Here is a 12,103-nt window from a genome sequence, read left to right as displayed (position 1 = left end):
AGCTAGCCTGTGACTGGGTTAAAAAACAATTCTTATACCAAAATCCAAAATCGCGTAGCTATAGCTGTCGCCATTCTTGTTAGGACATAAAACCCAAATAGTGTGAGGCGGCGCGAAGCGCCGCCTCACACTATTTGGGTTTTGATTTGTCTTGATACAGGTGTCTATAGCTATATTTAGTTTTTTGGATAAAGTAGCGATCGCTATATCATATTAAAATACTTATGCATATGATGAGTTCTAAAATAGTTTCTAAAATATTATGGAACTAATTGAAAATAGCTCAGTTGGTAGTGCTCGTGGTTGGCTAATTGGTGAACTCAGTCATTTAGTCGAAATTCCTATTCAAACTATTCGCTATTACGAACGTCTGGAATTATTGCGCAAACCTCATCGAACTGAGCAAGGCTACCGAATCTACTCTACAGATGCGCTGGAATGTCTTTTATTTATTCAAGGAGCTAAAGCTTTTGGACTTTCTCTTGATGAGATAAAACAACTGTTGGATTTACAAGTTGTTCATACCATACCCTATGCAACCTTCAAACTGATGGTAAAGCAGAAGCTTGATAAACTGGATTTACAAATTCAGGAGTTAATGACTCAACGACAGAATATTTCTCAACGCCTCGATCTAATTGCCGAAGCTCTACCTGATTGTGACATTACCAATTTCGATCTTACCCAAAATCCTCTACTCAATTTGATCAGTACATCTTCTAATTCAATAGATTTAGAGGGAACTCAGCGCGATCACACGCTATTTTCTGATCTTAGTCAGGAAGTTTTGTATATGTATTCAGTTGGCAGACGGAACTTTAGACTAATAAATTTAATCAGCGCAAAACTCAATGGAGCAAATTTAAGTGGTGCAGATTTTACTAATGCCAAATTAATGTTGTCTGACTTGTGTGAGGTCTCAATGATCGCAACAAAATTTGTTGGGGCAAATCTAGCTGGTGCAATGATGAGTGAAGCTTGTTTACAAAAGGCTGACTTTACTGATGCATTATTAGTCGGAGCCGACTTTAGTGGTGCAGATCTAGAAGATGCAAATTTTACATCTGCAAATTTAGGGGGGGCGAATTTTACAGGGGCAAATTTACGAGGTGTGAATTTTAATGAGGCGATTTTGACAGGAGCAGATTTTACTAAAACTGATATTGCAAAGTGAAACAGCGCCCCTAATACCAATTCACAAAAGTATTACAACACTTCTGTGAACTAAAACCCAAACCCTATAAGGGTTTTAAAAGCCCAAAATGGCTATGCCATTTTGGGCTTTGGCATGATTGTCCCAATATTGCTATATAAGTAGCTAAGCATAATTAATTACAAAGCAAAACCCGTAAAGTTGCGACCCGCAGGGTCGCAACTTTACGGGTTTTGGTAATTTATTTTGCACAGGTACTTATATAGCTATAGCCACCTGTATCAGGACAAATCAAAACCCAAATAATGTGAGGCGGCGCTTTGCGCCGCCTCACATTATTTGGGTTTTATGTCCCAACAAGAATGGCGACAGCTATAAAAAAGCATTGATTATACTCTATCAAAATAATTGATAAGTTTTTATAATAGCAACTTTTTTTTGTCCCCCTTGACACTGTAGCTAGCTATAGCCTCTAGATTAGATGGCGTAGGAAACAAAACTACTAAGATTATTTATTCTTATCGGGCAGGGGGATGGAATTTAATTCCATAGATAGGAAGTAAGAGCAATGTATATCAACGTTTCCAATGAATATTTTCTAGTGGGAATAGAGTACATGTGAATTCATAAAAATAGTAATTTTGATACTTTCAGAATGAAGGTATTCCTTACACGTCAATGTAAATATTTAGGTTCTACTATGTCCGACACTTCACAAATGCGTAATGAACTTGGTGATTTCAGTAGTATAGTTTGCTTCAAAGCAGTAGTTGTGGGTACTGAAGAAGCTCTAGGGGAAAAAGCTGCGGCGATCGCTCTAATTTCTGCTGGTCGTAACCGTGGCAAGCAAGTAGCTGAACAGCTTGGTCTTGTGGGAAAAGGTCTTGCCAATACTGAACTTGTTCCAATGCTTCAGGCTGCATTGGGCAAAGATGGTACCAGACTTTGCATTATCGACAAAATTGTTGAATCAGGAGAATTGATTTCGGTTTACAGTCGCGAAACAATCTGCTCTGCTGGAGAGCCTCAAGGATCTCCTCGCAAACTAACATTTACACTGGGAGCAATTCAAGGAGTACTGGAAAAAGCCACGGGTAAGCGTCTTCGTGGTAAGCAAACAGAATCAGTTCTGCGTGGCGGTTCTCATGATGTTATTGAGTTTGAAGTCCTAGCCTAAAACTTATATCTCTAATTGTTCTGAATTGATTTCTGCATTGAATAGTAGTCTTTCTGAAAACCACTAAGCAGAATCAATTATCAATCGTAGTATTTATATTTATCAGGAGAATTCTATCGTGGCAATTAATATCGAAAAGCTTAACCTAGTTTTACAAGACTTTGTAAGTGGAACCAGTGATGTTCAAGGTGTTGCACTTGTAACTCCCGATGGTTTACCATTGGCTTCGACTTTGCCAGGTGCAATGGATGAAGAAAGAGTATCGGCTATGTCTGCTGCCATGCTGTCTTTGGGAGAGAGAATTGGGAAAGAATTAGCCAGAGGGATTATTGAGCGTATCTATGTTGAAGGCGACAAGGGCTATGGTATTTTGATCAGCTGTGGGGAAGATGCAGTACTTCTAGTATTAGCTGATCAAAAAGCAAAGCAAGGGATGTTGATGCTGGAAATTAAGCGAATTGTTTCTGAAATCAAACAGATTTTAAAATAATGGCTTGGTCAATGCTGAGCAACCGATGGTATTAATGCAGATATAAATAGAGAATCATACCTTGTAATTTATCTGCATTAAACTTTGCAGTCATTCACTTGAACATTATGGAAATTATGCGTTTGGTTGTGACTGGACCAGTAGGGGCTGGAAAGTCTACCTTTATCAGAACTGTCAGTGAAATTGAAGTTGTTGACACTGATCGTCAAGCAACTGACGAAACCGCAGAATTGAAACCCAAAACCACTGTTGCCTTTGATTTTGGTCGCTTGCAGTTTGGGGCAGAAATGGCTCTCCATTTATATGGAACTCCTGGACAATCTCGATTTGACTTCATGTGGGAGATTTTGATTAAGAAAGCCCAAGCCTATGTCTTACTTGTTGCTGCACATCGTCCAGCCGAGTTTCGCTATGCTCGTCGAATAGCTAGCTTTATGAATCAACGGCAAAAGTTGCCAATGGTGATCGGTCTGACTCATACGGACTGCCCTAATGCTTGGCATTCAGACAACATTGCGCTCGCACTAGGGTACATCGACCCTAAAACCCGCCCTCCATTCATAACTGTTAATGCTAATGAACAGTCATCAGTGGCTCAAGCCATTGTTACCCTGATTCAGCATTCTATGCAAGGTTGTTTAGTCTAGGCAGTCCTAGTTGTTTCACTCTATTTTATTCTGTTTCTTTTATTCTGATTTTTTGCATAATCAAAGGATTTAAGTCATGGCTATTTCAGGATATCTATCCGAATTCTCCCTTCCAGAGATCTTTCGATTGCTTGAACAGGGAAATAAGACAGGGCGTTTAAGTATTCAAGAACGCTCTCAAAATCCATTGTATCCAGGCAAGATATTTCGCATTTGGTTTAAACAAGGAAATATTATTGCAGCGGGAGATAGGCTTGATGGATATGGGTTGTTGTCGATGATTCAAAAACGTGGATGGGTGAGTACTAGAGTTGCATCCCGTGTTACAGAAGTATGTGCCATCGATCAACCCGCAGGGCTATGTCTGAAAGAACAGGGTTTACTAGAAGCAGAACAACTGAAAATGTTGTTTAGTCAGCAGGTATTGCAACAGGTTTGCAAACTATTCGAGTTGCTAGATGGACAGTTTCAGTTTGAGGCTAAAGTAGTAGCGCCTATTACGGAATTGACGGGTTTAAAGGCTCCTCCTAGCGAAGTAACCTTAGCTGGACTGCGAGCTTTAAAAGACTGGACTATGCTCTTAGATAAGCTTCCAGAAGCGTCTTCTGGTATTGTCAGTACAATTAATGGTAAACCCCAATTACGCCTAAATCAACTAGAATCACAGGTGTGGGAGTTTACCAACGGAGATGTCTCAATTCAGAATATTGCTAAGCAATTAAAATTGCCGATTGACAAGCTCCAACAAGTTGCTTTTCGATTAATGACTATGGGACTAGTAGAAGAAGTTCCCTTTATTGAGGTAGAGTTGCCCTCACAGAATCAAGAGATTGAAATGCCAAGGTTAGTAACATCAGGCAATTCAAATTATTCAGCTCCGAGCAATGCATTTTTACAAAGCCTTCTAGGTCATCTTAAGATTAAAGCTAACGTTTAACTAAACTTACCTTACAGAGTTTGTTTTCTTACAACAGTAGAGACAAAATCTGCACCGACTGCTCAGCAGTCGGTGCAGATTTCTGGTGTTTATATTTATAGCGCTTTGCGCTCAAACCCAAACCAAGAATTTTTTAAAAGTGTTGCTTCCTTCGCTACGCTCTTAAAAAATTTCCTATGGTTCATTTGATCGGCAATCGTTGTAATTTTACTTTGCTAATGAGTCCCGCTTTTTGTCATCGTTACAGTTGTCGCCAGTCTTGTTAGGACACAAACCCAGAAGATGAGTTGCGGCGCGAAGCGCCGCAACTCATCTTCTGGGTTTTGATTTGTCGTAGTAAAAATTATGAAATCGATTTTGACACTGGAAACACAAAAGTCGTTTTTTTGAAAGCCCGCCTTAGGAGGGCTTTCAAAAAAACGACTTTTATAATGAGAATTGCTGCATTGTTAAGTAGCAAGACACAATTAATCTCTCAGCCTGATATATTAAGACAAAAACAATCTCTACTTTTGGCAAGGATTCAATACCCATGCGATCGCTATTTGCATTTTTTCTTGCCTTATTTTTACTTTTGAATCCTGCTCCAGCTCAGGCTCAACTTAACATTACCGAAGCCGAATCTAAGCAACTTGACGAATTGGTCAAAAAAGCTTTTGATGCGACAGATGCAGGAGAATTTACAGCCGCAGAAGGCTATTGGACTGATTTAATCAAGCTCTATCCTGAAAATGCCGCAGGTTGGAGCAATCGTGGCAACTCCAAAATGAGTCAAAACCGTCCTCAAGAGGCGCTTGCAGATTACAACAAGTCAGTGGAGCTTGCACCCAATTTTCCCGATCCCTATCTCAATCGTGGTGCAGCTTTAGAAAGCTTAGGTAAATGGGGAGAAGCGATCGCTGATTATAATCGTGTTCTAGAGATTGATCCTCAGGATGCGGCGGCGTATAACAATCGTGGTAACGCAAAAGCAGGGCTAGGTAAATGGGAAGAGGCGATCACCGATTATCAAACGGCGATGAATGTTAATTCGCGTTTTAGTACAGCTTTTGGGAATAAGGCGATCGCTTTGTATGAGGTCGGCAAAAGCGATGAAGCGATTAAGGCGATGAAGAATATTCTACGCAAATACCCGAACTTTACAGATGTGCGGGCTGCTTTAACTGCGGCTCTTTGGGCTGATCACAAGCAAGGTGAAGCCGAAAGCAATTGGGTCTCTGTAGAAAATCTTGATCCACGCTATCGCGATATTAATTGGGTCAAAAATATTCGCCGTTGGCCGCCATCATTGGTTACGGCTCTCGAAAAGTTTTTGACTTTGAACTGATGTTAGGTGGAACGCAGATGATGAATCTCTTGCTGGTAAAGAAGCAGGGCAACCACGGGGGGATTGCTCCTACCCCCAAATTTAAAGGTTCTCGTAGGGGCTGTGCCCCCGTGCCAGCCCAAAACCTATGCCATTACAGGAACTCCTTCCACGTAACATCAATTTGAAGTAAAAAAGAGGCTGACGTTTTACGCCAGCCTCTTTTTTTGTGGCAAGGCTTTGCCTTGCCACAAAAACGGGTTCTTTAAAACATTAATTGGTTTGAGTGTTTGCTGAGGGAATTGAAATCTTCACTTCACGACGTTGTTGATCTCTAAAATTAGAAACAGCTTCGTCAAGGGACTCAGCTTGATTGGCTCGAAACTGCTCAGGAGATCTGCCACCAGCAAGGTTGATATTATTAATTAGTTGCAATAAGTTGAGGTTGCTACCACCAACACTAAGTGAGCTTCTCTCTTGTTGTTGCGCTTCACGTAAGGTCTGCTCAGATAGGGTAGTTGCATTATTAATTTGGGCGATCGCGCCTGCCGAAGCAAACATAGTAGCGGACACCAAACTTACAGCCGTTAGGGAAATAGTTTTAGCAATCATAGTTTTAGCTCCTAAGTAACATCTAATCACTAGTTTATACCAAATTTTTTTGAGGCTGTAGCGATCGATTGTCCGTCGAACCAATCCGTGCCGACTCCGTGATATTTCTCGAATCAACCGAAATCATCCTGCACATCGAATTTCAGACCGAGCCAAATAAAAATATTCCCTTTCGCATGGCTGACTATCGACTGCGGCTATATCGTAAATTTCCAGAGACTATGGGAACAACCCACAGAAATATTTCAGCGATACCAAGGACTCTTCCCCTTTGCAGTGTTAACCAAAACCTTAGATCCTGAAGAAACCCTAAGACAAGTTGCCAGACAAATTGAAAATATTACAGACAAACAAGTACAAAGTAACGTCGCCGCATCGACCGCTATAATATCGGGTATAGCCCTGAATAAAGAAATCATCCAAAGACTTTTGAGGAGCGAAATCATGAAAGAATCAGTTATTTATCAAGAAATCTTGCTTGAAGGCAAAGCTAAAGGCATTGCCGAAGGTGAGGCTAAGGGTATTGCTAAAGGTAAAGCTGAAGGCAAGGCTGAGGGCAAAGCTGAAACAGCGAACCAGATTGCGCTAAACATGATACGTTCCAACATCTCTGTAGAATTAATCGCCCAATTTACAGGACTCACAGTCAAACAAGTGCAAAAGCTCCAAAAACTCTCAGCCAAAAAAATTCAATCACCCGAGTCTGTTAAAACAAAGCGATCGCCTAAATCCTAATTAGCAAATATCAAACTACAGCGATCTCTTGTTCAAACAGCAAAAGATGACCAACTGAATCTGGCGCAATAGAGCCTATAGAGTCCGTAAATAGCAGATAACTAAATCGAATAATCGAGTGGAAACGACTTAGCATCCTTTGGCTCGATATGGACATACTGCTGTGGTTGTAGATTCAATTCATCATAGCGTTCACGAGTCATGTGAGCAGTTAAAACCTGTCCATCACCCAGTACTAGTTCAGCTTGAACTTCCCAACCTAGATGGATTAGCCTAGTGATTCTGGCGGATATAGAACTGCTAGTTGGTTCAGTTTCTATATGAATATCACGGGGACGAATATAGACATCATTATCGTGCTTGTGAATTTCATGAAACTCACTCTTGCGATCGCGACTGGCGGGAAGTACGTTTACAGGACCAATAAAGCTCATCACAAAGGGAGTGGCTGGATTATCGTAAACTTCCGCAGGTGTACCAATTTGCTCGATTTTGCCTTTATTCATCACCACAATTTCGTCAGCGACTTCCATCGCTTCTTCTTGGTCATGGGTAACAAATACGCTGGTGACATGCACTTCATCATGAAGTCGGCGCAACCAAGCCCGTAACTCTTTACGAACTTTAGCGTCGAGCGCTCCAAAAGGCTCATCAAGGAGCAGCACGCTGGGTTGAACAGCAAGGGCGCGGGCAAGGGCGACTCGTTGACGTTGTCCACCCGATAGTTGGGATGGATAGCGATTGCCTAAGCCTTTGAGTTGGATTAGTTCTAGTAATTCTTCGACACGCTCAGCAATTTTCGCCTTTGATTCTTTGCGAATTTCTAGTCCAAAGCCAATATTGCGACGGATGTTCATATGCTTGAACAGGGCATAATGCTGAAACACAAAGCCAATGTTGCGATCGCGTACATCTTGGTCAGTGGCATCCTTACCCGTCAGAAAAATCTTGCCGCGATCGGGAGTTTCTAAGCCAGCAATTAATCTTAATAAAGTGGACTTACCAGAGCCAGAGGGTCCCAATAAAGCCACCAGAGATCCAGTTTTGACCTCAAGATTGATATTGTCTAGGGCTAAAAAATCACCAAACTGCTTAACTACGCTTTCTACAACAATGCCCACGTTGCACTTACCTCAAATTGTCTTGACATGTCCGACGCGATCGCTTTTACCAACATTTTTACAAAAATGTTGGTAAATCCACAGTTAACCTATGTGTTTACCGTTGATTAAATATAATCTCACATTATAGCCCTCGTTAAGAGTGTTATTCACTTTTTGTATAAACGTGAGTTAGATCTAAAAAACCCTCATCCCTCCTATCGAAGTATTGAAATCACAAATATTAGCAGGTTGAATAGGACAAATCTTATGGGGAATTGGGTTTCGAGAAATAACTAGTCTCTCTAAGTTGGTTAGTTTCTGAAGTGGTTTAATTGTCGTAATTTGATTGCCTGTTAAAATCAGCCATTGTAATTGCTTTATATTAGCTAGAGGGCTGACATCATTAATGCGATTGAAACTCAGATCGAGAGACTGTAATTGTTCTAAACTAGCTAATGGGCTAACATCGTTGATGCGATTAGAACTGAGAATAATAGTCTTTAGCTGGATGAGTCCCTGAAGAGGTCGCAGATCGCTGACTTGGTTGTTCGAGAGGAATAGTCTTCTTAGATTCGTTAGTTTGGCTAGGGGTTGAATATTTTGAATCTGATTATCTTGAAGTTCTAGACTACGGAGCGATCTCAATTTGCTCAAAGGTTGCAAATTAGCAACTCGAGTGTTCATCAAACTAATTTCTTCCAAGTTAGACAACTGACTTAAAGGCGAAAGATCGGAGACAGCACTATTCCAAATTGTAAATTTTTTTAGCTGAGATAGTCGGCTGATAGGTCGTAAATCCTGAATATTTTTCCCAAACAATACCAAATCTTGCAGCCCTGTTAGTTCTCGCAGAGGAGTAAGATCAGTTAATTTGTCCCCAGCAATAGCTAGAAATTTCAGATTTTTCATCTTAGCTAGTGGTTTAAGATCGGTCAGTTCTTGGCTGATAATATTCATGCTCTGTAACTGATTCAAACTAGCCAAGGGGCGCAGATCAGTGAGCCTAGTAGACCTTGATTTTGGATCGGAATTAATTAGTTCAGTTCGCTCTTGTAGGTTGCGGGATGCTAATTGACAATCCTGACTGCCGCCAGCAGAAAGTAAATAGTTGATTGTCAGTTGGGTCTCTACAGACCACTGGCTTTTGGTTTGACACCACTCAAGAAATGTTTGAGGTAATGTGGACTCATTGCCCCAAGCAGGTGCTGATATAGTTAGTCCGCAAGTAATAAGCAACCATATTGGTCGAATGGATCGATAAATTAAAGCTTTCATAGTGAAAATAGTTATCTTATAAAGTCGTTTTTTTCTTAAATTTATCTTAATTTTGTCGAATTTATCTTAGCCTAGGTGTTTCACGCGATAGCTCCCCCTTTCTAGTGAAAAATTAGGCAGTAAAAGCCAAGAATTTGCACGAAGCACCGCAACACTAATTCTTGGGTAAGTAGCTAGGCATAATTAATTACAAAACAAAACCCGTATAGTTGCGCCCCGCAGGGGCACAACTATACGGGTTTTGGTAATTTATTTTGCACAGGTACTTAGATATTCTAAGGAGTCTAAGTCTGAATATATAGCTGTCGCCATGCTTGTTAGGACATAAAAACTAAATAGTGTGAGGCGGCGCTTCGCGCCGCCTCACACTATTTGTTTTTTGATTTGTCCTGATACAGGTGACTATAGCTATAAAACCAATAATACCAAAACACAAAATGGCATAGCCATTTTGTGTTTTTAAAACCCTTACTGGGTCTGGTTTTTAATTCACGAAAGTGTTGCCACTCTTTCGTGAATTGGTATAAGTCGTTGGAAGTAATTGATTACAAACCAAAACCCATGAATTTGTCCCTGCAGGGGCACAAATTCATGGGTTTAATTTATTTTGTGCAGAGTCGCGCTGCACTAACATTTAAGTGGTCTTGTTATCTATGTTTTAGACTGGACAGGGAGTATCTTAAAAACTTTCTGGACAATTAGCTTACGGTTTGTCGCTAAAGTGAATACACAGAACACCGCCAAACTACTCAGAAATTGTAGGGAATTATGGCTTTTTGTCGAGAGTTCCTAAGATTTCCTGTAATTTATTTTTATGATGTCAACTCCACTTCTTCCGATCTCTGTATTTATACTTACCCTTGCTTTACTGGGTTGGGGATATTTTCGTTCCCGCAAGTTTGGCAAGCTTGGGTTACTGTCTTGGCTACAGTTCGTAGCGCTCATGTCGCCTTGGCTAATTTATTTTGGTTTGTTTGTATCGGGTATCTTTATAAATTTTACAACGCTATTATTTCTATTACTTAGTTCCACGATCGCTTATGTTGCCATTAGCAATCAATTACGTAAAGCTGTTGCTGAGGAAAAGTCAGTAATCGAGCAGAAGCTGAAGCGAGATCTTGAAGCCAATGGCGATCGCCCTAATTCCCCTGATAACTCAACTAACAAATCACCGATTAATTCTCCCATTGCTGTGGCTATGTCTCAAGGCAAAACACAGCTAAAACTGTTTAAGGCTCTTCCTACAGAAGATATGAAGCTGATACAGGGGATCTTTGGCATTGAAACCTACTATGTTACTGAGACGATTCCCTATCAAGAAGGAGCAATTTTTAAAGGGAATTTGCGTGGTGAGCCTGATGTTGTCCATGATCGCCTCACCAAATCCCTCAGCGATCGCCTTGGTGATAAGTACAATTTGTTTTTAGTAGAAGGTCAAGATCGCAAGCCCGTAGTGATTGTGCTTCCTAGTCGCGTTAGTGCCATTGATAACAATACGATCCCTCAAAGAGTACTAATTGCCGTGTTGATTGTGGCAAATGGCTATACAGCCTTAAATTTGGGTGCGTTAGTTGCAGGTATTCCTGTGATTCAATCGCCTCAAGAATATTTAGTAGGTTTACCCTTTGCCCTTGGAATTGGCGTAATTTTAGGCGTGCGTGAGTTGGCGATGCGGATGATGGCAAAGAAATATAAGGTAACGATGAGTTTACCTTTTCTCTTGCCTTCGTCACAGTTAGGCTCTTTTGGTGCATTCAGTCGCATTTCTTCGCCATTGCCTAATCGTTTTGCCCTATTTGATATTGCGATCGCCCCAGCCTTAGCTAGTGGATTAATATCATTGGGCTTTTTGCTTGTGGGTTTATATCTATCCGCGATCGGCATGGGCGGGATTGAAATTCCCAGTCAAATTTTTCAAGCTTCTGTACTCGCTGGAACCTTAGCGAAACTTTTCCTTGGTGATGCATTACATAGTAACTTCGTTTCGATTCATCCCTTAGTGGTTCTGGGTTGGCTCGGCTCAGTCATCACTGCCTTAAATTTGATGCCCGCTGGTCAGTTAGATGGTGGTCGGATCGTGCAATCAATCTATGGACGACGTACTGCAAGTTGGACAACGGTATTAACGTTGATTTTCCTAGTGATTGCCACAGTGATTAATCCCCTTGCGCTCTATTGGGGTGGCATTATCTTGATTCTATTGCGAGATCTGGAACGTCCAATGCTGAATGAACTTTCAGAACTCGATGGCGATCGCGAAGCATTGGGTGTGGTGGCGCTCTTTTGGATGTTGATTACGTTACTTCCATTGACTTCTGGTGTTGCCGAACGTCTAGGTATTGGTAGTGGTGGTGGGCTTTTACCATAATAAAAAATAGCGTAGCTATTTTTTATTTGCACATATAGCTATAGCCACCTGTATCAGGACAAATCAAAACCCAAATAATGTGAGGCGGCTCTTCGCGCCGCCTCACATTATTTGGGTTTTATGTCCTAACGATAATGGCGACAGATATAACACCCAAAAGAAAAGTGGTGGCGCAAAGCGCCACCACTTTTCTTTTGTAAGTAAAATTGCGATTAATCCCAAAATAAATTTTTCAATTCCTGTCGAAATGGTCAAGCTTCGCTCGTCATAGAGATATAAAGCATAAAAAATCTGTGCTTT

General features: G+C 40.9%; 10 protein-coding genes and 1 pseudogene. 8 read left to right on the top strand and 3 right to left on the bottom strand.

The window, feature by feature from the left end; all coding sequences use genetic code 11:
* The first annotated feature begins 262 nt into the window (after nt 1-262).
* The 6 genes from ABM313_RS18145 (at nt 263) to ABM313_RS18120 (ending at nt 5,731) form a co-directional block, all read left to right on the top strand.
* Nucleotides 263-1,174: a pentapeptide repeat-containing protein gene (locus tag ABM313_RS18145; RefSeq protein WP_434684558.1), complete on the top strand. Its 912-nt coding sequence runs from the start codon at nt 263-265 to the stop codon at nt 1,172-1,174.
* A gap of 679 nt (nt 1,175-1,853) precedes the next feature.
* Nucleotides 1,854-2,330 carry a hypothetical protein gene (locus tag ABM313_RS18140; protein WP_434684557.1) on the top strand — a complete coding sequence of 159 codons (477 nt, stop codon included), beginning with the start codon at nt 1,854-1,856 and terminating at the stop codon, nt 2,328-2,330.
* Nucleotides 2,331-2,448: 118 nt separating this feature from the next.
* Nucleotides 2,449-2,820, top strand: coding sequence for a roadblock/LC7 domain-containing protein (locus tag ABM313_RS18135; protein ID WP_434684556.1), 372 nt, complete (start codon nt 2,449-2,451; stop codon nt 2,818-2,820).
* A 107-nt stretch (nt 2,821-2,927) separates the two neighbouring features.
* Nucleotides 2,928-3,467 carry a GTP-binding protein gene (locus ABM313_RS18130; RefSeq protein ID WP_434684555.1) on the top strand — a complete coding sequence of 180 codons (540 nt, stop codon included), beginning with the start codon at nt 2,928-2,930 and terminating at the stop codon, nt 3,465-3,467.
* Between the two features lie 76 nt (nt 3,468-3,543).
* Nucleotides 3,544-4,404, top strand: coding sequence for a DUF4388 domain-containing protein (locus ABM313_RS18125; protein ID WP_434684554.1), 861 nt, complete (start codon nt 3,544-3,546; stop codon nt 4,402-4,404).
* Nucleotides 4,405-4,936: 532 nt separating this feature from the next.
* On the top strand, nt 4,937-5,731 hold the full coding sequence (locus tag ABM313_RS18120; RefSeq protein WP_434684553.1) for a tetratricopeptide repeat protein: 795 nt from the start codon (nt 4,937-4,939) through the stop codon (nt 5,729-5,731).
* Between the two features lie 252 nt (nt 5,732-5,983).
* On the opposite strand, the gene ABM313_RS18115 is transcribed toward ABM313_RS18120, so the two are convergent.
* Nucleotides 5,984-6,322 (bottom strand): hypothetical protein, encoded by a 339-nt coding sequence (locus ABM313_RS18115; RefSeq protein ID WP_434684552.1) that lies wholly within the window; start codon nt 6,320-6,322, stop codon nt 5,984-5,986.
* A 68-nt stretch (nt 6,323-6,390) separates the two neighbouring features.
* Here ABM313_RS18115 and ABM313_RS18110 point away from each other — a divergent pair.
* Nucleotides 6,391-7,057: pseudogene (locus ABM313_RS18110) on the top strand (Rpn family recombination-promoting nuclease/putative transposase); the annotation flags it as partial.
* 101 nt (nt 7,058-7,158) lie between these two features.
* Here the strand turns inward: ABM313_RS18110 and ABM313_RS18105 are convergent.
* Together ABM313_RS18105 and ABM313_RS18100 are read right to left on the bottom strand one after the other, a co-directional pair.
* Nucleotides 7,159-8,178, bottom strand: coding sequence for a sulfate/molybdate ABC transporter ATP-binding protein (locus ABM313_RS18105; RefSeq protein ID WP_434684551.1), 1,020 nt, complete (start codon nt 8,176-8,178; stop codon nt 7,159-7,161).
* Nucleotides 8,179-8,355: 177 nt separating this feature from the next.
* Nucleotides 8,356-9,435, bottom strand: a complete 1,080-nt coding sequence (locus tag ABM313_RS18100) for a leucine-rich repeat domain-containing protein (RefSeq protein ID WP_434684550.1) — start codon at nt 9,433-9,435, stop codon at nt 8,356-8,358.
* A gap of 814 nt (nt 9,436-10,249) precedes the next feature.
* On the opposite strand from ABM313_RS18100, the gene ABM313_RS18095 reads away from it, so the two are divergent.
* Nucleotides 10,250-11,803, top strand: a complete 1,554-nt coding sequence (locus ABM313_RS18095) for a site-2 protease family protein (protein WP_434684549.1) — start codon at nt 10,250-10,252, stop codon at nt 11,801-11,803.
* Nucleotides 11,804-12,103: the final 300 nt, after the last annotated feature.

This window comes from Pseudanabaena minima str. Chao 2107, from assembly GCF_051131155.1.
GTDB classification, from domain to species: Bacteria; Cyanobacteriota; Cyanobacteriia; order Pseudanabaenales; family Pseudanabaenaceae; genus Pseudanabaena; species Pseudanabaena minima.
Note: the sequence above shows the minus strand (reverse complement) of the source record. Positions and strands in the feature narration are given on the sequence as shown.

Bases quoted from the DNA above. Each gene is read 5' to 3' on its own strand.
- ABM313_RS18145 (WP_434684558.1), top strand. From the start codon at position 263: ATGGAACTAATTGAAAATAGCTCAGTTGGTAGTGCTCGTGGTTGGCTA.
- ABM313_RS18140 (WP_434684557.1), top strand. From the start codon at position 1,854: ATGTCCGACACTTCACAAATGCGTAATGAACTTGGTGATTTCAGTAGT.
- ABM313_RS18130 (WP_434684555.1), top strand. From the start codon at position 2,928: ATGGAAATTATGCGTTTGGTTGTGACTGGACCAGTAGGGGCTGGAAAG.
- ABM313_RS18125 (WP_434684554.1), top strand. From the start codon at position 3,544: ATGGCTATTTCAGGATATCTATCCGAATTCTCCCTTCCAGAGATCTTT.
- ABM313_RS18120 (WP_434684553.1), top strand. From the start codon at position 4,937: ATGCGATCGCTATTTGCATTTTTTCTTGCCTTATTTTTACTTTTGAAT.
- ABM313_RS18115 (WP_434684552.1), bottom strand. From the start codon at position 6,322: ATGATTGCTAAAACTATTTCCCTAACGGCTGTAAGTTTGGTGTCCGCT.
- ABM313_RS18100 (WP_434684550.1), bottom strand. From the start codon at position 9,435: ATGAAAGCTTTAATTTATCGATCCATTCGACCAATATGGTTGCTTATT.
- ABM313_RS18095 (WP_434684549.1), top strand. From the start codon at position 10,250: ATGATGTCAACTCCACTTCTTCCGATCTCTGTATTTATACTTACCCTT.